Origin of the sequence: Plantibacter flavus, from assembly GCF_900177615.1 — a bacterium.
GTDB classification, from domain to species: Bacteria; Actinomycetota; Actinomycetes; order Actinomycetales; family Microbacteriaceae; genus Plantibacter; species Plantibacter flavus.
On sequence record NZ_FXAP01000005.1, the window covers coordinates 77,126 to 98,063 of the forward strand.

Consider the following 20,938-nt stretch of genomic DNA (forward strand, 5'->3'; position numbering starts at 1 on the left):
CGGGACGGGCGTTCGGGTGCAACTGCTGAGGCTTAGCCTTCGGCCGGGGCCTCAGGACCTTCGCTGGCAGCGTCACTGCCGTGCGTGTCGGCCTCATCGGCGACGACCGGAGCGAGCGAGAGCTTGCCGCGGTCGTCGATCTTCGTGATCTCGACGAGGATCTTCTGGCCGACGCCGAGCACGTCTTCGACGTTCTCCACACGCTTGCCCCCGGCGAGCTTGCGGACCTCGGAGATGTGCAGCAGGCCGTCCTTGCCCGGGAGCAGCGAGACGAACGCGCCGAACGCGGCGATCTTGACGACGGTTCCGAGGAACTGCTCGCCGACCTCCGGGTTGGTGGGGTTCGCGATCGCGTTGACCTGGGCACGAGCGGCCTCGGCCGACGGACCGTCGACGGCGCCGATGTAGACGGTGCCGTCCTCCTCGATGGAGATGTCGGCGCCGGTCTCGTCCTGGATCGAGTTGATCGTCTTGCCCTTCGGGCCGATCAGCTCGCCGATCTTGTCGACGGGGATCTGGACGCTGATGACGCGAGGCGCGGTCGGCGCCATCTCGTCGGGAGCGTCGATCGCCGCGTTCAGCACGGAGAGGATCGTCGTGCGGGCGTCCTTGGCCTGCTGGAGCGCACCGGTCAGGACCGAGGTCGGGATGCCGTCGAGCTTCGTGTCGAGCTGGATGGCCGTGACGAACTCGGAGGTACCGGCGACCTTGAAGTCCATGTCGCCCAGGGCGTCTTCGGCGCCGAGGATGTCGGTGAGCGCCGCGTAACGGGTCTCACCGTCGACGACGTCGGAGATGAGGCCCATGGCGATACCGGCGACGGGTGCGCGGAGCGGCACACCGGCGTTCAGCAGCGACAGGGTCGAGGCGCAGACGGAACCCATCGAGGTCGAACCGTTGGACCCGAGGGCCTCGGAGACCTGACGGATCGCGTAGGGGAACTCCTCGCGGCTCGGCAGCACCGGCACGAGTGCGCGCTCGGCGAGGAAGCCGTGCCCGATCTCGCGACGCTTCGGCGAACCGACCCGGCCGGTCTCACCGGTCGAGTAGGGCGGGAAGTTGTAGTGGTGCAGGTAGCGCTTCTTCGTGACGGGCGACAGCGAGTCGATCTGCTGCTCCATCTTGAGCATGTTCAGCGTGGTGACACCCAGGATCTGGGTCTCGCCGCGCTGGAAGATCGCAGAACCGTGGACGCGCGGGATGACCTGCACCTCGGCGTCGAGCGGACGGATGTCGGTCAGGCCACGGCCGTCGATGCGGATGCCCTCGCGGAGGACACGGCCGCGCATGACGACCTTCGAGACGGACTTGTACGCCGCCGAGAACTGCGTGAGCACCTCGGCGTCGAGCGAACCGGCCTCGACGCGCTCGGTGATCTCCGCCTTGACGCGGTCCTTGAGGGCGTCGTCGGCGTTCTGGCGCTCGATCTTGTCGGCGATCTGGTAGACGTTCACCAGTTCGTCGTGTGCGAGACCGGCGACGGCGTCGTAGCTCTCCTGCGTGTACGGGAGGAACACGGGGTAGGCCGCGATCTCCTTGGCCGCCTGAGCGGCGAGTTCGCTCTGCGCCTTGACGAGCTGCTTGAGGAACGGCTTGGAGGCCTCGAGACCGGCCGCGACGACCGCCTCGTCGGGCTTCGTGGCGCCGCCCTTGATGAGGTTCCAGCTGTTCTCGGTGGCCTCGGCCTCGACCATCATGATCGCGACGTCTTCGTTGCCGTTGGCGTCGGTCACGATGCGACCGGCGACGATGATGTCGAAGACGGCCTCCTCGAGCTGGTCGACCTTCGGGAATGCGACCCACTGGTCGGCCTCGCCGGCCTGGCCGGGGATCAGCGCGAGACGGACGGCGCCGATCGGACCGGAGAACGGCAGACCCGAGATCTGGGTGGACATCGACGCCGCGTTGATCGCGAGGGCGTCGTAGAACTCACCCGGAGCGATCGAGAGGACGGTGATGACGATCTGGACCTCGTTGCGGAGGCCGGTGACGAACGACGGGCGCAGCGGCCGGTCGATGAGGCGGCAGACGAGGATCGCCTCGGTCGAGGGGCGGCCCTCACGACGGAAGAACGAACCGGGGATCTTGCCGGCGGCGTAGGAGCGCTCCTCGACGTCCACCGTGAGGGGGAAGAAGTCGAAGTTGTCCTTGGGGTGCTTTCCGGCCGAGGTGGCCGAGAGGAGCATGGTCTCCTCGTCGAGGTACGCGGCGATCGCGCCCTGTGCCTGCTGCGCGAGGCGGCCGGCTTCGAACCGGACCGTGCGCTTGCCGAACTTGCCGTTGTCGAGAACGGCCTCGGCGAACTTGATTTCTGGACCTTCCACAGGTCTCTCCTTCGTACGTGTGCGCTCCCGTCGAGTGACGGGCCGCGCGTCCCGAATGGACGCGCCGTCGAGCGCGGTCGTGCATGATGCAGCGCGCAACACAGCCGCAGTACTTGCTCAAGCCGCCCGGTCTTCCGGGACTTGGCTGGCCACCAGTAGAACACCACCCGCGGATCGCGAGGGATACACCACCGAGGACCAGCTTCCTGTCGGCTGGCTGTGCGCGGAGCGGACCATCACGGTCCGCCGTCGGTCAGCCTAGCAGAGGGGGGTTCGGCGATCCCCGGAACGACACGGATCCTCAGGTGATGGGCGGGGTGCCAGGAGCGTCCGGAGACGCCGCGCGGCGGCGATCGCGTCCCCAGGACACGAGCAGGAGGAGCATCGCGACGGCCGCTCCGAGGAGGGTGTCGAGCACGCGCTCCCCCACGATCGCGAGCACCGGCTGCGTCGACGAGGACGTGCTGATGATGAGTACGAGCGGCGTGATGAAGACGAGCGCCAACGCGTAGTGCCGGATGACGACGAGCTCGATCGTGAACTGCAGGGCGGCCAGCACGAGCGCGAGGATGTAGCCGTGCGGCTGGAGCGAGGCCACGGCGAGGAAGATCCCGGCGCCGACGACCGTCCCGAGCACGCGGTGCACGCCGCGTGTCGCGCTCAGGGTGCGCGAGTGCCCGACGCTGAGGATCGCGACGGCGGACCCGGCGATCCAGTACCCGTGACCGAGGCCGAGGACCGCTCCGAGGACCGCACTGATCGCGAGCGCGACCGTGAGGCGTGTCGCGATCCGGCGGTCGGTCGCGCTCAGCCGGTACTCGGGGAACAACACGCGCATCGGCGTCGGCTTCCCCGCGCCGCGGCGGACGGCCGGCACGAGCAACGGCGCGACGACCACCAGCGAGGCGAAGGCGGAACCGGCCGCGACGAGCAGGATGACCAGTCCGCCGTCGAGCCCAGCGCCGCCGATCGGGACGGGCGCGGTCAGATGGCCGGCGATGCCGAACACGAGGATGAAGAACAGCGCGCCCGGAGGGCCGAGGACGATGCCCTGCACCAGCCAGATCACCACCGACCCGACGACGATGAGGCCGATCGCGGTCAGCGGCCGAGAACCCGACATCGCGACACCCAGCGCCGCGGCCGTGACGAGTCCTGCTCCGATGAGCGGCAGCACCCGCAGACGGTCCCGGCGGCTGAGCGGCGCGCAGTAGAGCGCGGTGAACGCCCCGAGGCCGGTGAGCAGGCCGAGCGGCGTGAGTCCGAAGAACGTCGCGACCGCGACCGGCACGGCCATCGCGATGGCCGCAGTCAGCGCGGCGGGCCACCGCTTCGGCGACGGCGCGAAGCTGATCAGCGAGGTCTTCAGACCGCGTTCAGCCATCCGGTCCTCCGCTCTCGTGCAACCATCCAACGCTACGCCATCCTGACCGCGGTGCCCGGGCGCCGTCGTCGCGCCGGCCGCCCCGGGCTACGCTGGTGCGGACCCCAGGAGGTGACGTTGACGCATCCCGCGCCGGCAGCCGCTCGCCCGAAGCAGCGCGTCCCGTTCTGGGACAACGCCCGTTTCGCGTGCATCACGCTCGTGGTCATGGGCCACGCGATCCAACGCCTGACCTCCGAGTCCGACCCCGCGCTCGTCGTGTACCTGTTCCTCTACGCCTTCCACATGCCGGCGTTCGCGATCATCAGCGGGTACTTCTCGAAGTCGGCCCCTCCCGGACGACGACAGATGCGTCGGGTGATCACGGACATCCTCCTGCCCTACCTGATCATGGAGGGGATCTGGTCCCTCGTGCAGTTCCTCGTCGAGGGCAAACGCGCGTTCAATCCGACCCAACCGTCATGGACCCTCTGGTTCCTCCTCGCGCTCGGCATCTTCCGCCTCGTTCTGCCCTATCTCGCGCTCCTGCGCTGGCCACTGCTCTGGAGTGTGGTGATCTCGATCGGCGTCGGCTACCTCGACAACGTCGACAGCACGTTCTCGCTCTCGCGCGCACTCGGGATCCTCCCGTTCTTCGTGCTCGGGTGGCAGATCAACCGGTGGCGTCTTGTGGACCGCTGGCGTCTCGTCCGTACGAGGGCCTGGTGGATCCGGATCGCCGCCGCCGTCGTCCTCATCGTGTGGGCGGTCGTCCTCGTCGTCGGGATCGACCTGTGGCGGCGCATCGACCTGCGCTACTGGTTCTTCTACGACCGGGGGTACACCGCGCTCGGCAACGAGGACGGGACGGGCGGCCTGGTGCGACTCGCGGCGATCCTGCTGGCCGTCGTCCTCACCGCGGCGTTCTTCGTGCTCGTCCCCCGCGGCCAGTCGTGGATCACCCGGTACGGCCAGTCGACGATGTACGTCTACCTGCTGCACTCCTTCGTGCTCTACCCCCTGCGTGAGTCCGGCGTCCTCACCGACACGGGCAACCCGGAGCTCGTCCTGATCGGCCTGCTGGTGCTGTCCGTCCTGATCGTCATCGTGCTCTCCAGCGGACCCGTGCGCCGCATCACGAGACCGCTCATCGAACCCCGGGCTGCGTTCATCTTCAGCCGCAAGCGGGCCTTCGACCCGGAGCCCCCTCGGAGCGACCCGACCGGATCGCGCCGCGACGTCACGAAGTGACGAGGACGACCTTCCCGCGGACGTGCCCGTCGATGAGGTGGCGGTAGGCGTCGACGACCCGCTCGATGGGCCACACGCTGTCGATGGGGAGGACGATCTCACCCCGCGCGATCGACTCGCCGAGCGCTGCCAGCTCGTCGAGCGTCGCGTCCTGTCCGCCGACGCCCCGGAACCCGTGCTCGGCGGCGAACGGTCGGTCCGCGATCGTGTTGACCCGCTCCGGCGCGACGCCGAGGTCGCGCGCCAGCTCGAGGGTGGGCCGGCCGTGGGTGTCGATGACGGCGGTGATCCCGCCAGGGGCCGCCTCGAGGACGCGCTCGCGCAGCCCGTCGCCGTACTGGACGGGGATGACGCCGAGACCGCGGAGGAACTCCTGATTGGCCGCGCCGGCGGTGCCGAGCACGACCGCGCCCGTCCGCCTGGCGAGCTGCGCCGCGAGCACGCCGACCCCGCCGGCCGCAGCACTCACGAGCACCGTGTCCGGCTGCCGGACACCGACGGCGGCGACCGATGCGATGGCCGCGCGTCCCGCGATGTCGAGGGCGCCGGCCTGCTCGATGGTGAGCCCGTCCGGCACCTGATGGAGGATGCCGGCCGGAGCGATGAGGAAGTCCGCCTGCGCGTGGAACCGGTGTCCGCCGTACACGTGGTCGCCCGTCGCGAACCCCTGGACACCGCTCCCCACGCCGTCCACCACCCCGGCGAAGTCGTTGCCGTTCCCGCTCGGGACGTCCCGTCCGAAGGAGGCGAGCGCTTCGGGTGATGCCGCGAGCTTGTGGTCAACGGGGTTGAGGCCTGCGACGAGGACACGGACGCGGACCTCGTCGTGGCCGGGCACCGGGATGTCGCCCTCGACGAGGTGGAACACCTCGGGACCACCGAACCGGTCGAACCGCACGAACCTCGCCATGATGCCTCCTCAGCCGGCTTCCGCCGACCTCCATGCTCACACGCTTCCCGGGCGAGGACCACCCTGGCCGCAGCGGACGTCACGTGCCGTTCACCCGGCCGAGCGAGAATCACGGGCATGGCATGGGTCGATGAGCTGCAGACGGCGATCACGGCGTGGTTGCTGGAGATCGCCGCGTCGGGCTGGGTGTTCCCGGCGCTGTACCTGCTGACCGTCGCCGACGCCTTCCTGGTCGTCCTGCCGAGCGAGACCGCGGTGACGGCGCTCGGAGCGATCTCGGCGTCGAGCGGCTCGCCGGACCTCGCCCTCCTCATCGGCGTGGCCTGGGCGGGCGCCGTGACCGGCGACGTGTCCTGCTACCTCCTCGGGCGACGGATCGGGACCACACGGTTCGCCTGGATGCGGCGCCCGCGGGTCGCGGGCGCGATCGGACGTGCGGGTGCCGCGCTCGAGCGCCGCGCCGCTGCAGCCATCCTCACCGCGCGCTACATCCCGTTCGCGCGCATCGCGGTCAACCTCGTCGCCGGGGCGAGTGGCCTCCGCCCCCGTCGGTACCTGCCGATCACCGTCCTCGCAGGGCTCGCCTGGGCGCTGTGGAACGTGGGCGTCGGAGCCGTCGTCGGCCGGTTCCTCCCGGATCAGCCGGTACTCGCGACCGCCGTCTCGATCGTCGTCGCCGTCGGCTTGGGCGTGACCGTCGACCGGATCAGCGCAGCTGTGGCCGCACGACGGCGACGGACACGGGCCTCACTCGACGAGCTCGCCCCGCGCCTTCTTGCCGACGATGGAGTGCCGACGGCTGTAGGCGAAGTAGATGATGAAGCCGAGCGCCAGCCAGACGAGGAACCGCACCCAGGTGAGCGTCGTCAGGTTGAGCATGAGCCAGACGCAGAGCACCGCTGAGAGGATCGGGAGGAACGGCGACCACGGGACGCGGAACGCGCGCGGCAGGTTCGGGTACTTCTTCCGCAGCACGATCACGGCGATGCTGACGAGCACGAACGCGGAGAGCGTCCCGATGTTGATCATCTCCTCGAGGATGCCCACGTCGGTCAGGCCGGCGATCAGCGCGACGAGCGCGCCGACGATGAGCTGCACCCGCACGGGTGTCTTGCGCTTCTCGGAGGTGACGCTGAGCGAGCGCGGGAGCAGGCCGTCGCGGCTCATGGCGAAGACCACGCGGGCGAGGCCGAGCAGGAGCACCATGATGACGGTCGTGAGGCCCGCGAGGATGCCGATCGAGATCACCTGCGCCGCCCAGTCCGCGCCCACCGCGATGAACGCCGTCGCGAGCGAGGGGTCCTCAGCCTCGGCAAGCGTCGTGTACGGCACCATGCCGGTGAGGACGAGGCTCACGCCGACGTAGAGGACGGTCACGATGGCGAGGCCACCGAAGATGCCGCGTGGCAGGTTGCGCTGCGGATTCTTGACCTCTTCCGCGCTCGTGGCGACGACGTCGAAGCCGATGAAGGCGAAGAAGACGAGTGAGGCACCGGCGAGCAGACCGAAGACGCCGTACTGCGCGGGCGCGGCCCCCGTCATGAAGGAGAACAGCGACTGCGACCAGGCGTCGGACGCGCCGCCCTTCGTCGGGACCTCGTCGGGGATGAACGGCGTGTAGTTCGCCGCCTTGACGAAGAAGGCACCGACGACGATGACGAAGATGACGATCGCGACCTTGATGATCGTGAAGACGCTCGCGACACGCGAGGACAGCTTCGTCCCGAGGACGAGCAGGGTGGTGAAGATCGCGACGATGACGAACGCGCCCCAGCTGACCTTGAGCCCGAAGACGTCGAGCTCGCTCGGCACGTCCCAGCCCCAGAGCAGGAACACGTTGCTGAGGTAGATGCCCCAGTACTTCGCGATGACGGCTGCAGCCGTGAGCATCTCGAGGATGAGGTCCCATCCGATGATCCACGCGAGGAGCTCACCGAGGGTGGCGTAGGTGAAGGTGTAGGCGGAGCCGGCGACCGGCACCGTGGAGGCGAACTCCGCGTAGCACATGATCGCGAGGGCGCAGGTGACGGCGGCGAGGATGAACGCGAGCGACACGGACGGGCCCGCGTAGTTGCCCGCGGCCTTGGCTCCGACGGAGAAGATGCCGGCACCGACCGCGACCGCGACACCCATGATCATGAGGTCCCAGGTGCCGAGGGTGCGCTTCAGGCTGCGCCCTTCGACGCTGGAATCCGCGAGGGAGTCCTCGATGCTCTTCGTCCGCCAGATGCTCATGGTGCTCCTTGCCGTGGTGCGGTACCTCGTGGCCTCGCTCGAAGCCGACTCTCGACCTTGCCAGATGAGCAGGCTGAGGTCGAGCCGCAGACGGGATGTTCTGCAGCTGCCGGGTTCCTGATCGAACACGAACGGGCCGCCATCCCGGAGGATGACGGCCCGTCACGAAGAAGCTCGCGGTGTCAGCGCCCTTCGACAGGCTCAGGGACCGTGGGTCTCGTGAGCTGGCGGAGGGTTCAGAGTGCTGCCTAGCGGCGGAGTCCGAGGCGCTCGATCAGCGAGCGGTAGCGCTCGATGTCGACGGCCTGGAGGTAGCCGAGGAGGCGGCGACGCTGTCCGACCAGGAGCAGCAGGCCACGACGCGAGTGGTGGTCGTGCTTGTGCTCCTTGAGGTGCTCGGTGAGGTCCTTGATGCGGCGGGTCATGACCGCCACCTGGACCTCGGGGGATCCGGTGTCACCTGGGTGGGTTGCGTACTCTTCGATGATCGCCTTCTTACGGTCTCCTTCAAGCGCCATAGTGGTGATCCCCTCTCTGTTCGTTGCGCGGTGCCCGTCGCCTGATGCGTGGGCTCTCTTGATCCGCGGCCGTTCGACGGCAACCTTGTGATTCTAGCAGGTTCAGAGCGTGGGAGGTTCGCGGTGCGTCGACCGCCGCTTCGCGTTCGCCCGTTCCTCAGCCTCGCTGGCTGCGACCCGGCGTCGGCGACGCAGCACGAGGATGAGGACGAGCGCGACGAGGTCCAGGACCAGGAAGGCGAGGAGCAGCCAGACCCACAGCGGTGGGCCGGCACTGGCGCTCGGCGCGGGTTCGGCCGCCGCCTCCGCCGCCTCGGCGGTCGTCGTGGAGTCGTAGACGAGCCGGACCGGGTCGCCGAGCGTGGCCCCGCCGTCGGCGTTCGTCGACACGAGGGCGAGGGTGATGTCGTACTCCCCCGCGTCCGCGCCGCGCAGCCACTGGGTCATGTTGATCCTGGTGGACCATCCGCCGTCGCTCCCGATCTCGATCGGCTGACCGTCGAAGCGGAACTCGGTCGCCCCCGTCCCGCCGGTGGACTGCAGGTCGCACGACGCGTCGTCGGCCGTGGAGCTGCTGAAGCAAGCCTTCGCCGAGTCGTAGAGGTCGATCGAGCGCCAGTAGGACAGCACGACGTCGGCACCCGCGTCGGCGGTGCCGGTGACGTCGAATCCGCTCACCTGTTCGCCGTCCAGGGTGTAGTCGACGCGGTAGACGGTGTCGCCGTCGGTCGGGCTCTCGATCGTGCCGGTGCCGGCGGCCGACGCGGGAGCGGATGCGGCGAGCGGCAGGACGACGGATCCGGCGCCGAGCGACACCGCCACCACGGCGAGCGCCGCGGCACGAGCGGCACGCTGCAACATCGAACCGAGTCGACGCGCTCCGGGGATCACCTGGCCACCACTCCCTCCGGCGACGCCGGACGGCGACGCACGCCACCAGTATCCCAAAGACCGGGGCGCCGAGCCTGGGAACGACGGAGGCGGGGACCGCACCCGGCGATCCCCGCCCGCATCCGGGCGATCGGACGGAGTCGTCCGATCAGGCCCCGAGACCGCCGAGCAGCTCGGAGAACGGGCGATCGAGCGCGAACGGGTCGTCCAGGCGCCCGGAACGGTCCGAGGCCGCCACGAGTGCGCTCAGCTCGCCGGCCGCGCGGTCGATCCGCGGCGGCAGGGCACTGACCTGCGCGTCGCCCGACCCCCAGTCCTCGGAGGCCGCGAACACGGCGGTCGGCACGGTCACCGCCCGCAGGTAGGCGAACAAGGGACGCACGGCGTATTCGAGCGCGAGCGAATGCCTGGCCGACCCGCCCGTCGCACCGAGGACGACGGGCACCCCGGTCAAGGCGGTCGGCTCCACCACGTCGAAGAACGACTTGAACAGGCCGGAGTAGCTGGAGGAGAAGATCGGTGTCACCGCGATCACGCCGTCCGCGGAGGTCATCGCCTCGATCGCCTCGGACAACCGCGGACTGGGGAACCCGGTCAGCAGGTTGTTCGTGATGTCCTGCGCGAGGTCGCGCAGCTCGATCGACGTCGTCCGGGCCTCGTACCCGTCCTGCTCGAGGCGTGCCACGGTGGCGTCGCGGAGACGGTCGGCGAGGAGGCGCGTCGACGACGGCTGGCTGAGACCGGCCGACACGACGGCGAGCGTGCGCTTCGCGGTCATCGGGTCACCCCGACCGCCGCCGCGCCGAACGCCGAACCGGATGCGACCCGGCTCGTCTCGACCGCACCGGAGCGCGAAGCGAGTTCCGCCTCAGCGGCCGCGACCATCGACGCGTGCGTCGGCGCCTCCGGCACGTCGGCCGGACGGTCCTTCGCGAACTCCTTGCGCAGCACCGGCACGACCTCGCCGCCGAGGATCTCGAGCTGGTCGAGCACCGTCGCGAGCGGGAGCCCGGCGTGATCCATGAGGAACAGCTGACGCTGGTAGTCGCCGAAGTATTCGCGCATGCCGGCGTACCGGTCGATGACCTGCTGCGGACTGCCGACGGTGAGCGGCGTCTGTTCGGTGAAGTCCTCGAGCGTCGGCCCGTGGCCGTAGACCGGGGCGTTGTCGAAGTACGGCCGGAACTGGGCGACGGCGTCCTGCGAGTTCTTCGCCATGAACGCCTGACCGCCGAGTCCGACGATCGCCTGCGCGGCCGTGCCGTGTCCGTAGTGCTCGAACCGCTGACGGTACAGCTGGATGAGGCGCATGTAGTGCTCCTTCGGCCAGAAGATGTTGTTCGCGAAGAAGCCGTCGCCGTAGTAGGCCGCCTGCTCGGCGATCTCGGGGCTCCGGATGGAGCCGTGCCACACGAAGGGCGGCACGCCGTCGAGCGGTCGCGGCGTGGACTGGAAGCCCTGCAGCGGGGTGCGGAACTGGCCCTGCCAGTCGACGTAGTCCTCTCGCCAGAGGCGGTGGAGCAACGCGTAGTTCTCGATGGCGAGGTTGATGCCCTCGCGGATGTCCTTGCCGAACCACGGGTAGACGGGCCCCGTGTTGCCGCGGCCCATGATGAGGTCGACCCGGCCGCCGGCCAGGTGCTGCAGCATGGCGTAGTCCTCGGCGATCTTCACCGGGTCGTTCGTGGTGATGAGCGTCGTGCTCGTCGAGAGGATGAGGTCCGTGGTCTTCGCCGCGATGTAGCCGAGCATGGTCGTGGGACTCGACGGGACGAAGGGCGGGTTGTGGTGCTCGCCGGTCGCGAAGACGTCGAGACCGACCTCCTCCGCCTTCACGGCGATCGCGACCATCGCCTCGATGCGCTCGTGCTCGGTGGGCGTGATCCCGGTGGTCGGGTCGGTGGTGACATCCCCCACCGTGAAGATTCCGAATTGCATCATGCGCTCCCACTCGTTCTTTCATGCGTTTGCATGGATATCCAGGACAACGGCGTTCACACCCGCGCTATTCCCGGCCCGTTCGGCATCCTGTCCACAGCGCGCCGCGCGAGCCGTACGCCGTGTCGGCGGGCTATGGCAGGATCACCGCATGAACGGCTCACCGAACCCTTCGTCCAGCACGCCGACACCTGCCTCTCGGCACGTGTGCGGCATCGTCCCGCCCTGGTTGCTCGAGCGCATCGCTGAACTCGACGCTCCGCAGCTGGCGCGTGCCGCCAGTGCCGCGCGGTACTCGCTGCTCGCCACGCGACCATACCGCTTCCCCGAGCCCGGCTCGGAGCGGGCCGCTGATCCCGTGCGCAGCGCCACGGCTGGCAAGCGTCCGGTCAGTGCCCCACAGCGCAGCATCCACGACGCCCGGCGGACCGAGACCCTCCCGGGCACGCTCGTCCGCTCCGAGGGCGAGCCCGCCACCACCGACGCCGCGGTCTCCGCCGCCTACGACGGCCTCGGAGACACCCATGCCCCCTTCGCCGAGGCGTTCGCCCGCGACTCCATCGACGGCCGCGGGCTGCCGTTGCTCGCCACCGTCCACTATGGCGACGACTACGACAACGCGTTCTGGAACGGCGAGCAGATGGTCTTCGGCGACGGCGACGGCGAGGTCTTCCGCAGCTTCACGAGCTCCCTGAGCGTCATCGGCCACGAGCTGGCCCACGGCGTGACGCAGTACACGGCGAACCTCGTCTACGAGGGGCAGCCCGGAGCGCTCAACGAACACGTGTCCGACGTCTTCGGCGCCCTCGTCGAACAGCACGCGCGCCGCGAGGACGCGGCATCGGCGTCCTGGCTCATCGGCGAAGGGCTCTTCACGGACGAGGTCGAGGGCAACGCACTGCGTTCCATGCTCGCCCCGGGCACGGCCTACGACGACGACGTCCTCGGGAAGGACCCGCAGCCGGCGCACTTCGACGACTACGTCGAGACCACCGACGACAACGGAGGCGTCCACCTCAACTCCGGCATCCCCAACCGGGCGTTCGCGACGCTCGCCGTCGCCCTCGGCGGCAACGCCTGGGAGCGTGCGGGGCTCATCTGGTACGACACCCTCGTCGGCGGCCTGTCGGAGCGCGCCGACTTCGCGACCTTCGCCGCGGCGACGATCGCGGCGGCCGCCGCCAGGTTCGGTGTGGACTCGGAGGAGCACACCGCGGTCGGGCAGGCGTGGGCGCTCGTCGGTATCGAGCCGTCCGTCTGAGCGTCATGGCAGCGCCCGGGCTCGCGGAGTAGCATCGCGGCATGAAGGTCACGGTGACGAGGAGCGGCGGTGTCGCCGGTCTCACCCGACGCTGGGAGGTCGTCGTCGACGAGCAGCCCGACGTCGACCGGTGGATCGTCCTGCTCGACCGCATCCCGTGGGACGACACCCCACAAGGACCGCCGGTCCCGGATCGGTACGTCTACCGCATCAGATGCGCGCCCAAGGAGGCCACCCTCGGCGAGCAGCAGCTCACCGGCCCCTGGCAGGAACTCGTCGAACGGGTGCGCGCCGTCCAGCCGCCACGCGACTGACGATTCCTCGCCGGTCGCGTGACGCCGACGGCTCAGTGCTGCGGGAAGCGCTCCGCCAGCAGTTCGATCGTCCGCTCACGTGCGGGCGCCGAGTTCGACGGCGTGCCCTCCCGTGCCGACCCGACGGGCGACACCATGACCTCGTCGACACCGAAGCGGTCGGCGAGACCCTGCAGCTCAGCCGCAGCCTGGTCGGCGTCGCCGATGATCCAGGCAGCGCGCATCTGCTCGACGAAACCGAGCTCGAGGTCGCTCGGCTCGGTCGCGGCGGCCTCTTCGACGGTCGCGATGGGTCCGAGCGGCTTGCCGGAACGCAGTCTCGCCATCTGCTGCAGGTTGGGCAGCGCCAACGCCTCCGCCTCGGCGGCCGTGTCGGCGACCACGGCGTTCGCGGTCAGGAAGGTGCGAGGCGCGTCGAGATGACCGGACGGCTGGAAACTGGACCGGTAGAGCTCGAGGGCACGAGCCGTCCCCTGGCCGGAGAAGTGATGCGCGAAGACGTAGGGCAGTCCGAGCGCTGCGGCGAGCGCCGCCGAGTAGTCGCTCGAACCGAGCAACCACACGTCCGGCACACTGCCGGCCTTCGGCGTCCCCCGCAGGGCGTACTCCTCGCCGGAGGTCATCCGCACGCTCGCACCGTCGACGCCGAGGAGGGCGACGATGTCCTGCACGTTGTTCGGGAACCGGTCGACGTCGCTCGTGTTGCCGGACTGGCGGAGCACGGCGGAGATGACGGGGTCGCTGCCCGGTGCCCGGCCGAGGCCGAGGTCGATGCGACCGGGCGCGGAGGCCTCGAGGAGCGCGAACTGCTCGGCGACGACGAGTGGCGCGTGGTTCGGGAGCATCACGCCGCCGGAGCCGACCCGGATCCGCTGCGTGGCGGCGGCCAGGATGCCGATGACGACCGCGGGGTTCGTCGATGCGACGGACGGCATGTTGTGGTGCTCGGCCACCCAATACCGGTGGTACCCCAGCTCGTCGGCGCGCTTCGCCAGGGCGATCGTCGCTGCGAGGGCAGCCGCGGTGTCCTGGTCGGTGCGGACGGGGATGAGATCCAGTATCGAGAGTCGCATGGTCACCTTTCGTCGCGCTGCCGAACGGCGACAGACGCATCAGGGTGCAGCGCTCGAACGGCCTGACATATTCCGTCTCGGTCACCGCAGTGGATTCCCAGGGCGATCCAAGCCGGATGCCACACCTGACGCGTACGCTGGACCCCCGCGACCGTGAAGGAGCACAGCATGGGATTCCTCGATCGACTGCTCGGACGCCCCGAGTCCGATGGACCTGTCCAGGCGACGGGCGGCGGGAGCCCGGCCCCGGCCCACGCGCGGACGGAGGACGAGATCGCCGTCGAACGCTACCGCTACCTGCTGCGGACAGCGCCGCCGGAGACCATCGAACAGGTCCACGAAGAGGCCTTCACGAAGCTCACCTCCGAGCAGCGGGGCATCCTGTACCGACAGTTGTCGGAGGACGCCCCGACCGGTGAGGCACCGGCAGACGACTCCCCCAAGGCCCTCGCGCGTTCGGCCACCCGGGCCGAAGTGCGGCAGCCCGGGACCCTCGAGCGCAACCTCGGTCCGCAGGGCGGTGGGATGGGCTTCGGCGGCATGCTGGCCAGCTCGATGCTCGGCACCATCGCCGGTGTCGTGGTCGGTTCGGCCATCGCGCAGGCGTTCATCCCGGACACCGTCGGGACCGATGCCGCAGCCGATGCCGGTGGCACCGATCAGAGCGGTGCCGAGGACGGGGCGGGAGACGGCGCGGCGACCGACGCCTCCGCAGCCGACGGCGGCGGCTGGGGTGACGGTGGGTTCGGCGACGTCGGTGGCGGTGGAGACTTCGGCGGGGGCGGGGACTTCGGATTCTGAGCCCCGTCAGCGCCGCGGGCGCGCCGACGCGTGCCCATCAGCGCCGCTGACCGCCCGCGGTACGCGCCGGAGCGGCTGTCCGGAGTTCCACGGCCCGCTGGGCGAGCAACTCGATGACCGCTTCGATCCGTGATTCACGGTGTGTGTCCTTCGAGCGCTCGACCCACAGCGCGAGTTCCCGTTGCGCGCTGTTCGGCAGGCCGCGGAAGAACGCCAATCTCCCCGCGTCATCGATCGCTTCTTCGAGGTCCGGCCGCAGCCGCACCACCGTACCGGTCGCCGAAAGCGGCGCGGCTCCCACATCAGCGTGTCTGCCCATGCGGCAACGGTAGTGGCTCGGGCCTCAGCCGTCGAGCGGGTCGCTCAGGCGAGCTCCCATGAGGCGACGCCACCACCCACGACGACGAACACCGGATGCGGCTGCGGTCGCCAGACCCTCGCCCATCGGGACGCGACGTCCGGGCTGCGTCCGAGCAGATGCCGCCGCAGGTTGCCCCATTCGTAGTCGAGCTGGCCGTCGGTCACGACGAGGGGTTCAGGAAGGACGCCGGCCGCGACGACCCGCGCGCGGTCGAAGACCATGTCGCGCTCCTGCGCCTCGTCGGCGACACCGTTGAGGTAGGCCGCGATCGCCTCCAGCGGTTCGTCGGCCTCGAGGAAGCGCTGGAGCTGCGGGTGTGCACGGAGGCTCGATCCCGGCTCCTGCAGGACCCGCTGGGCGATCAGCCCTTCCCGCCAAGACGAGGTCAGCGCCTGGGCGTCGAAGTACCGGGGATGGATCGACCAGAGACGCATGTCTCCATCCTGCCCGAGGGCGCTGACAACCGACTCCGGGCAGCCCCTGCCCCTCGCCGCGGAGCCCTGCCGCGACGCGCGTAGGCTGAGGTGCATGTCCGAGCGCGCTCCATCCCGTCACCCGATGCCCCGGTGAGCGCTGCACCCGGATCCGGGCGGCGCGGGCTCCTCGTCGATCTGAGTCCGCTCCGGGAGAGTCCCGCCTTCGCCCGGCTGTGGATCGGCGGGGCGATCACCGGGATCGGCGGTCAGATGACCATCGTCGCCGTCGGCCTCCAGGTCTACGACCTCACCGCGTCGACGTTCGCCGTCTCGCTCGTGGGCGTCATCGCCCTCATCCCGATGATCTGCTTCGGGCTCTACGGCGGCATGCTCGCGGACGCGTTCGACCGACGCACGGTCGCCCTGACGGCCGCCGTGGTCACGTGGGTGTCCACGGCGATCATCGCGGTGCTCGCCTGGAGCGGTTCGGAGCTGGTCTGGCCCCTGTACCTCCTCACGACGATCAACGCCGTGTCGACGACCATCGTCGGGACGACCCGGCAGGCGATCCTCCCCCGGCTGCTGCCGGCCCGTCTCCTGCCGTCCGCCGCGGCGTTGTCCGGCATCGCAGCGGGAGTCATGGTCACGGTCGGCCCCGCACTCGCCGGCGTCCTCGTGGCCGGTGTCGGATTCCGCTGGACCTACACGATCGACGTCGTGCTGTTCGTCGCCGCCTTCCTCGGAATCGCGTCGCTGCCGAAGATCCTGCCCGAAGGCGGCGTCAGTCGACTTCCGGGCCTCGCGAGCCTGGTCGACGGCTGGACCTTCCTCCGGACGGCCCCCAACGTCCGGATGACGTTCATCGTCGACATCGTCGCGATGACGTTCGGCAACCCACGGGTGCTCTACCCCGCCGTCGGCACGCTGTTGCTCGGTGGCGGCGCGATCACCGTCGGGGTCCTGACCGCGGCCGGCGCGGTCGGCACCCTGCTGTCGAGCCTCGACTCCGGACGACTCGGCCGGATCGACCGCCAGGGCCGCGCCATCGAGCGGGCCATCATCGTCTACGGGCTCGCCATCGCCTGCTTCGGCGCGGTCCTCGCATGGGTCACATTCTCCGGAACGGCGACCCACGATGCGGCAGACGCGAACCTGCCCGCCATCGTGATCGCGGCGATCGCACTCGCCGTCGCCGGAGCGGCCGACAACATCAGTTCGATCTTCCGGATGACGATCCTCCAGGCGGCCGTGCCCGATGCCGTCCGAGGCCGGCTGCAGGGCGTCTTCACCGTCGTCGTGACCGGCGGACCCCGCGTCGGCGACCTCTACATCGGCCTCGCGGCTTCGGCCTTCGCGCTCTGGGTACCGGCGCTCGCCGGTGGACTCCTGGTCGTCGTGCTCGTCTGGACGCTCGTCCGCGTCCAGGGGGCCTTCCGCCGCTACGACGCCCGGACGCCGACGCCGTAGCGCCTAGGCGGGAGCCGTGGCGATCGAGAAGACGTCGCGACCGCTGAGCGAGGCCCGGCCGGGCAGTCCCTCGAGCTCGAGCACCAGCCCGAGCCCCGCCACCTCGTATCCGGCGCGCTCGATGAGGTTGACCGCCGCACCGCAGCTGCCGCCCGTCGCGAGCACGTCGTCGAGGATGAGCACGCGCGTCCCGGCCGGCAGCTGCTCGGTGCGGAGCTCCAGGGCGGCGGCGCCGTACTCGAGGCCGTAGTCCTCGCGGAGCACCTCGCCCGGCAGCTTGCCCGCCTTGCGGATGGGGACCAGTCGCGTGTGGGTCGCGTACGCGACCGCCGCGGCGAGCAGGAACCCACGGGCCTCGACACCGGCGACGGCGTCGAAGCGACCCTCGAAGCGCGACGCCAGCTCGTCGATGATCGCGCGGAAGGCGTCGGCGTCGGCGAAGACCGGGGTCAGGTCGCGGAACAGGATGCCGGGCGTCGGGAAGTCCGGAATGGTCGCCGTCAGGCGGTCGACGTACTGGGTTGCGGTGGTCATGTGGTCCTCGTTCGGTCTGGGAGACATGCGACACCCCTCGCCTCAGCGACGCGTCGGTCGAGAGAGACGAGGGGTGACCTGCGGATGGTTACTTGACGCCCAGGAGGTCGATCACGAAGACGAGCGTCTGGCCGGAGAGCTGGTGGCCGCTGCCGGCCGGGCCGTAGGCGAGCTCCGGCGGGACCGTGAGCTTGCGACGGCCGCCGACCTTCATGCCGGGGATGCCGTGCTGCCAGCCCTGGATGAGGTTGCGCAGCGGGAAGTTGATGGACTGCCCGCGGCTCCACGAGGAGTCGAACTCCTCGCCGGAGTCGTAGCCGACGCCGAGGTAGTGGACGTCGACGGTCGAGGAGGCCTGCGCCTCGTCGCCTTCGCCGAGGAAGATGTCCTCGATGACGAGTTCGGTGGGGGCCGGGCCCGTGGGGGCGTCGACCTCGGGCTTGGTGCGTGCTGAATCGGTCATGACTCCATCCAAGCAGTTCCGCCCGACCGGTTCACGCGGATTTCGCTGAGCGCGTGACGCCCCGGGCCGACGCCGGGTGGGGTGGACGTGGCGCTGCGCCCGGTACTTGGGGGTTGCGGGCCGTGGCACCCGGGTGCATGCTGGAGGGACAGACCAACTCATCGCCCGGGCGACTCGCAGGCATTGCCGCAGCACCGGGCGATGAGTCTGTCCGGGGCCGTCGCCCGGGGATCCGTCTCGCATCCCTTCCGTCGTGTCCGGGCACCCGCAGCTCGGACCGGTATGTCCACAACGCCCGCGCCCGACGCGCCTGCGATACCGTAGACGGGTGAAGTTCGCCCATTTCGTCGCCACAGACCACCAGCCGAGTACCCCCGCAGAGCCGCGGGTCCGACTCGCCGTCATCAGCGACACCGGGGCGGTGTTCCTCGACGAGATCCTCGAGGACGCCCCGCGCGACCTCCAGGAGCTCATCGAACGCGGCCCGGCCGAGCTGGACCGCGTGCGGAGCTTCGTCGAGACGTCGCTCGCCCACGGTGTCAGCGGAGAACCCCTCGACGGGCTCGTGCACGCGTCCGCGGTCCTCCGTCCGCCGACGATCCTCGCGGTCGGGCTCAACTACTCGGCGCACTCGCAGGAGCTCAACCTCAAGACCGACAACGCCCCCACCATCTTCGGCCTGTGGGCGAACTCGCTCACCGGTCACGAGGGCACCACGAGCTGGCCCGCGGCGATCAGCGAGCAGGTGGACTACGAGGCGGAGCTCGGTGTCGTCATCGGCCGGGCCGCTCGCGACGTCGATGCGGCCGATGCGCTCGGGTACGTGTTCGGGTACACCGTCGTCAACGACATCACCGCCCGCAACATCCAGTACTCCGAGGCGCAGTGGTCGCGCTGCAAGTCCTTCGACGGGTTCACCCCGACCGGCCCGGTCGTCGTGACCGCGGACGAGATCCCCGACCCACAGGACCTCCACATCTCGACCGTCCTCGACGGCGTGACGCTCCAGGACTCCTCGACCAGTCACATGGTCCGCAGCGTCGCGACGCTCATCGAACATTTGTCGGGCTCCGCGACCCTCCTACCCGGAACGCTCATCTCGACGGGCAGCCCGGGCGGCGCGGGATACTCGCGCGACCCGCAGGTCTTCCTGACCGACGGCGCGACGGTGACGGTGTCCGTCGAAGGCGTCGGATCGCTCACGACGCACTGCACGGTCACCGCCTGGTAGCGACTCCCCCACAGCACACGACGAAGCCGTCCGGACTAGGGTCCGGACGGCTTCGTCGTGTGCTGCCGCGTCGGTCAGCGGCTCGGGTCGGAGTCCGCGCCCGGGATCGGCAGGTCGATGATCGGGATGGCCGAGGTGATGGCCTCGATCCCCGAGAGCCGCGCGGGCGAGAGCTGCTTCGTCACCTCGTCGCGCGTCATGAGGTTGGCCTCGACCACGAGGTCCGCGACGTTGCGGCCCGTGAGCAGAGCGGTCTTCGCGAGCGCCGCAGCCGACTGGTACCCGATGAACGGGGTCAGGGCGGTGATGACGCCGACGGACGCGCCGACCATCACCTCGAGCCGTTCCTCGTTCGCCGTGATGCCGTCGATGCAGTTCACCCGCAGCGTCTTGCACGCCTGTGCCATCCAGACGATGCTCTGCAGCAGCGAGTGGGCGATGACCGGTTCGAAGGCGTTGAGCTGCAACTGCCCGGCCTCGGCCGCCATCGTGACCGTCATGTCGGCGCCGACGACGCTAAACGCCACCTGGTTCACGACCTCCGGGATGACCGGGTTGACCTTGCCCGGCATGATGCTCGATCCGGCCTGTCGGGGCGGCAGGTTGATCTCGCCGAGGCCGGCCTGCGGACCGCTCGACAGCAGACGCAGGTCGTTGCAGATCTTGGAGAGCTTGATGGCACTCCGCTTCAGGGTGCCGCTGAACGACATGAACCCGCCGGCGTCGCTCGTCGACTCGATGAGGTCGGGTGCCGTGGTGAGCGCGAGGCCCGTGATCTGGTTGAGGTGACGGACGACGGCCTCCGCGTAGCGCGGGTCGGCGGTGATCCCCGTCCCGATCGCGGTGGCGCCGAGGTTGACCTCGGCGAGCAGCCAGAGGGTCTCGTGGAGGCGGTCGTAGTCCTCGTTCAGCGTCGTGGCGAAGCCGTGGAACTCCTGCCCGAGGGTCATCGGGACGGCGTCCTGGAGCTGCGTGCGCCCGACTTTGAGGACGTGGGAGAACTCGACGGACTTCGCGCTGCACGAGTCGCGCAGCAGGCCGAGCTCCGTCAGGAGGAACTGCAGCGAGAACGCGAGCGCGATCTTGATCGAGGTCGGGTAGACGTCGTTGGTGGACTGCGACCGGTTGGTGTCGTCGAGTGGGTGCAGGAACTGGTACTCGCCCTTGGCGTGGCCGGCGAGCTCGAGCGCGATGTTCGTGATCACTTCGTTCGCGTTCATGTTCGTCGATGTACCCGCGCCGCCCTGGATCACGCCCACGACGAACTCCTCGTGGAAGTCACCGTCGATGATGATCTGGCACGCGCGGTCGATGAGGTTCGCCTTCGCCGGGTCGAGGACCCCGATCTCGGCGTTCGCGCGGGCGGCGGCCTGCTTGACGCTCGCGATGGCGACGACGAGGTCGGGGTAGACGGAGATCGGACGCTTCGTGATGGGGAAGTTCTCGAGCGCGCGTGCCGTGTGGATGCCCCAGTACGCGTCGGCCGGGATCTCCATCGAACCGAGTGAATCCGACTCCGTCCGAGTCTCGTCGCTGTTCGTCCTGTCCGCCATGTCGTCGTCTGCTCCAAGGGTGGTGGGGGTGCTG

General features: G+C 69.7%; 20 protein-coding genes and 1 pseudogene. 7 read left to right on the forward strand and 14 right to left on the reverse strand.

Annotation, left to right across the window (positions count from 1 at the left end; genetic code table 11):
* Positions 1-32: 32 nt before the first annotated feature.
* Together B9Y95_RS15180 and B9Y95_RS20425 are read right to left on the reverse strand one after the other, a co-directional pair.
* Complete coding sequence (locus B9Y95_RS15180) at positions 33-2,324, reverse strand: polyribonucleotide nucleotidyltransferase (RefSeq protein ID WP_079707114.1); 2,292 nt, start codon at positions 2,322-2,324, stop codon at positions 33-35.
* Positions 2,325-2,625: 301 nt separating this feature from the next.
* Positions 2,626-3,708, reverse strand: a complete 1,083-nt coding sequence (locus tag B9Y95_RS20425) for an FUSC family protein (RefSeq protein WP_085513490.1) — start codon at positions 3,706-3,708, stop codon at positions 2,626-2,628.
* 117 nt (positions 3,709-3,825) lie between these two features.
* Between B9Y95_RS20425 and B9Y95_RS15190 the strand changes: the two genes are divergently transcribed.
* On the forward strand, positions 3,826-4,938 hold the full coding sequence (locus tag B9Y95_RS15190; protein ID WP_234994130.1) for an acyltransferase family protein: 1,113 nt from the start codon (positions 3,826-3,828) through the stop codon (positions 4,936-4,938).
* Here B9Y95_RS15190 and B9Y95_RS15195 read toward each other — a convergent pair.
* The gene (locus tag B9Y95_RS15195) at positions 4,928-5,848 is read right to left on the reverse strand and encodes an NADP-dependent oxidoreductase (protein ID WP_085513059.1); all 921 of its coding nucleotides are present in this window, start codon (positions 5,846-5,848) and stop codon (positions 4,928-4,930) included. The genes B9Y95_RS15190 and B9Y95_RS15195 overlap by 11 nt on opposite strands.
* Before the next feature lie 117 nt (positions 5,849-5,965).
* On the opposite strand from B9Y95_RS15195, the pseudogene B9Y95_RS15200 reads away from it, so the two are divergent.
* Positions 5,966-6,451, forward strand: a pseudogene (locus B9Y95_RS15200) (DedA family protein); the annotation flags it as partial.
* Between the two features lie 144 nt (positions 6,452-6,595).
* On the opposite strand, the gene B9Y95_RS15205 reads toward B9Y95_RS15200, so the two are convergent.
* The 5 genes from B9Y95_RS15205 to B9Y95_RS15225 all read right to left on the reverse strand — a co-directional run bounded on the left by B9Y95_RS15205 (position 6,596) and on the right by B9Y95_RS15225 (position 11,430).
* Complete coding sequence (locus B9Y95_RS15205; protein ID WP_085513061.1) at positions 6,596-8,083, reverse strand: amino acid permease; 1,488 nt, start codon at positions 8,081-8,083, stop codon at positions 6,596-6,598.
* Positions 8,084-8,331: 248 nt separating this feature from the next.
* Positions 8,332-8,601, reverse strand: coding sequence for a 30S ribosomal protein S15 (gene rpsO / locus B9Y95_RS15210; protein ID WP_056012204.1), 270 nt, complete (start codon positions 8,599-8,601; stop codon positions 8,332-8,334).
* A 102-nt stretch (positions 8,602-8,703) separates the two neighbouring features.
* Complete coding sequence (locus B9Y95_RS15215; RefSeq protein WP_143736508.1) at positions 8,704-9,462, reverse strand: hypothetical protein; 759 nt, start codon at positions 9,460-9,462, stop codon at positions 8,704-8,706.
* 178 nt (positions 9,463-9,640) lie between these two features.
* Positions 9,641-10,270 carry an FMN reductase gene (locus tag B9Y95_RS15220; protein WP_085513065.1) on the reverse strand — a complete coding sequence of 210 codons (630 nt, stop codon included), beginning with the start codon at positions 10,268-10,270 and terminating at the stop codon, positions 9,641-9,643.
* The gene (locus tag B9Y95_RS15225; RefSeq protein ID WP_085513495.1) at positions 10,267-11,430 is read right to left on the reverse strand and encodes an LLM class flavin-dependent oxidoreductase; all 1,164 of its coding nucleotides are present in this window, start codon (positions 11,428-11,430) and stop codon (positions 10,267-10,269) included. Before B9Y95_RS15225 ends, B9Y95_RS15220 begins: the two co-directional genes overlap by 4 nt.
* A 151-nt stretch (positions 11,431-11,581) precedes the next feature.
* Between B9Y95_RS15225 and B9Y95_RS15230 the strand changes: the two genes are divergently transcribed.
* Both B9Y95_RS15230 and B9Y95_RS15235 read left to right on the forward strand, forming a co-directional pair.
* Positions 11,582-12,691: a M4 family metallopeptidase gene (locus B9Y95_RS15230; protein ID WP_085513067.1), complete on the forward strand. Its 1,110-nt coding sequence runs from the start codon at positions 11,582-11,584 to the stop codon at positions 12,689-12,691.
* 41 nt (positions 12,692-12,732) lie between these two features.
* Positions 12,733-13,005 carry a protealysin inhibitor emfourin gene (locus tag B9Y95_RS15235; RefSeq protein WP_085513069.1) on the forward strand — a complete coding sequence of 91 codons (273 nt, stop codon included), beginning with the start codon at positions 12,733-12,735 and terminating at the stop codon, positions 13,003-13,005.
* A 32-nt stretch (positions 13,006-13,037) separates the two neighbouring features.
* Here the strand turns inward: B9Y95_RS15235 and B9Y95_RS15240 are convergent, their stop codons facing one another.
* Positions 13,038-14,078 (reverse strand): LLM class flavin-dependent oxidoreductase, encoded by a 1,041-nt coding sequence (locus tag B9Y95_RS15240; RefSeq protein ID WP_085513071.1) that lies wholly within the window; start codon positions 14,076-14,078, stop codon positions 13,038-13,040.
* 168 nt (positions 14,079-14,246) lie between these two features.
* On the opposite strand from B9Y95_RS15240, the gene B9Y95_RS15245 reads away from it, so the two are divergent.
* Positions 14,247-14,879, forward strand: a complete 633-nt coding sequence (locus B9Y95_RS15245; protein ID WP_085513073.1) for a hypothetical protein — start codon at positions 14,247-14,249, stop codon at positions 14,877-14,879.
* Between the two features lie 37 nt (positions 14,880-14,916).
* On the opposite strand, the gene B9Y95_RS15250 is transcribed toward B9Y95_RS15245, so the two are convergent.
* Positions 14,917-15,198 carry a YdeI/OmpD-associated family protein gene (locus B9Y95_RS15250; RefSeq protein ID WP_085513075.1) on the reverse strand — a complete coding sequence of 94 codons (282 nt, stop codon included), beginning with the start codon at positions 15,196-15,198 and terminating at the stop codon, positions 14,917-14,919.
* A 44-nt stretch (positions 15,199-15,242) separates the two neighbouring features.
* Positions 15,243-15,674, reverse strand: a complete 432-nt coding sequence (locus B9Y95_RS15255; RefSeq protein ID WP_085513077.1) for a pyrimidine dimer DNA glycosylase/endonuclease V — start codon at positions 15,672-15,674, stop codon at positions 15,243-15,245.
* Between the two features lie 132 nt (positions 15,675-15,806).
* On the opposite strand from B9Y95_RS15255, the gene B9Y95_RS15260 reads away from it, so the two are divergent.
* Positions 15,807-17,123 (forward strand): MFS transporter, encoded by a 1,317-nt coding sequence (locus B9Y95_RS15260; protein WP_200811428.1) that lies wholly within the window; start codon positions 15,807-15,809, stop codon positions 17,121-17,123.
* Between the two features lie 3 nt (positions 17,124-17,126).
* On the opposite strand, the gene B9Y95_RS15265 is transcribed toward B9Y95_RS15260, so the two are convergent.
* Positions 17,127-17,657, reverse strand: coding sequence for an adenine phosphoribosyltransferase (locus tag B9Y95_RS15265; protein WP_086473902.1), 531 nt, complete (start codon positions 17,655-17,657; stop codon positions 17,127-17,129).
* Positions 17,658-17,745: 88 nt separating this feature from the next.
* Positions 17,746-18,120, reverse strand: a complete 375-nt coding sequence (locus B9Y95_RS15270) for an FKBP-type peptidyl-prolyl cis-trans isomerase (RefSeq protein WP_064294480.1) — start codon at positions 18,118-18,120, stop codon at positions 17,746-17,748.
* 328 nt (positions 18,121-18,448) lie between these two features.
* Between B9Y95_RS15270 and B9Y95_RS15275 the strand changes: the two genes are divergently transcribed.
* A complete protein-coding gene (locus B9Y95_RS15275) occupies positions 18,449-19,351 on the forward strand; it encodes a fumarylacetoacetate hydrolase family protein (protein ID WP_085513081.1) in 903 nt (300 codons plus the stop codon).
* Between the two features lie 74 nt (positions 19,352-19,425).
* Here the strand turns inward: B9Y95_RS15275 and B9Y95_RS15280 are convergent, their stop codons facing one another.
* Positions 19,426-20,904: an aspartate ammonia-lyase gene (locus B9Y95_RS15280; RefSeq protein WP_085513499.1), complete on the reverse strand. Its 1,479-nt coding sequence runs from the start codon at positions 20,902-20,904 to the stop codon at positions 19,426-19,428.
* Between the last annotated feature and the right edge of the window lie 34 nt (positions 20,905-20,938).

What these genes read in the sequence shown, in the direction of transcription:
- B9Y95_RS15265 (WP_086473902.1), bottom strand. Translation starts at nt 17,657, where the DNA reads ATGACCACCGCAACCCAGTACGTCGACCGCCTGACGGCGACCATTCCG.
- B9Y95_RS15220 (WP_085513065.1), bottom strand. Translation starts at nt 10,270, where the DNA reads ATGACCGCGAAGCGCACGCTCGCCGTCGTGTCGGCCGGTCTCAGCCAG.
- B9Y95_RS15230 (WP_085513067.1), top strand. Translation starts at nt 11,582, where the DNA reads ATGAACGGCTCACCGAACCCTTCGTCCAGCACGCCGACACCTGCCTCT.
- B9Y95_RS15235 (WP_085513069.1), top strand. Translation starts at nt 12,733, where the DNA reads ATGAAGGTCACGGTGACGAGGAGCGGCGGTGTCGCCGGTCTCACCCGA.
- B9Y95_RS15240 (WP_085513071.1), bottom strand. Translation starts at nt 14,078, where the DNA reads ATGCGACTCTCGATACTGGATCTCATCCCCGTCCGCACCGACCAGGAC.
- B9Y95_RS15215 (WP_143736508.1), bottom strand. Translation starts at nt 9,462, where the DNA reads ATGTTGCAGCGTGCCGCTCGTGCCGCGGCGCTCGCCGTGGTGGCGGTG.
- B9Y95_RS15270 (WP_064294480.1), bottom strand. Translation starts at nt 18,120, where the DNA reads ATGACCGATTCAGCACGCACCAAGCCCGAGGTCGACGCCCCCACGGGC.
- rpsO (WP_056012204.1), bottom strand. Translation starts at nt 8,601, where the DNA reads ATGGCGCTTGAAGGAGACCGTAAGAAGGCGATCATCGAAGAGTACGCA.
- B9Y95_RS15245 (WP_085513073.1), top strand. Translation starts at nt 14,247, where the DNA reads ATGGGATTCCTCGATCGACTGCTCGGACGCCCCGAGTCCGATGGACCT.
- B9Y95_RS15225 (WP_085513495.1), bottom strand. Translation starts at nt 11,430, where the DNA reads ATGCAATTCGGAATCTTCACGGTGGGGGATGTCACCACCGACCCGACC.
- B9Y95_RS15280 (WP_085513499.1), bottom strand. Translation starts at nt 20,904, where the DNA reads ATGGCGGACAGGACGAACAGCGACGAGACTCGGACGGAGTCGGATTCA.
- B9Y95_RS15255 (WP_085513077.1), bottom strand. Translation starts at nt 15,674, where the DNA reads ATGCGTCTCTGGTCGATCCATCCCCGGTACTTCGACGCCCAGGCGCTG.
- B9Y95_RS15195 (WP_085513059.1), bottom strand. Translation starts at nt 5,848, where the DNA reads ATGGCGAGGTTCGTGCGGTTCGACCGGTTCGGTGGTCCCGAGGTGTTC.
- B9Y95_RS15205 (WP_085513061.1), bottom strand. Translation starts at nt 8,083, where the DNA reads ATGAGCATCTGGCGGACGAAGAGCATCGAGGACTCCCTCGCGGATTCC.
- B9Y95_RS20425 (WP_085513490.1), bottom strand. Translation starts at nt 3,708, where the DNA reads ATGGCTGAACGCGGTCTGAAGACCTCGCTGATCAGCTTCGCGCCGTCG.
- B9Y95_RS15250 (WP_085513075.1), bottom strand. Translation starts at nt 15,198, where the DNA reads ATGGGCAGACACGCTGATGTGGGAGCCGCGCCGCTTTCGGCGACCGGT.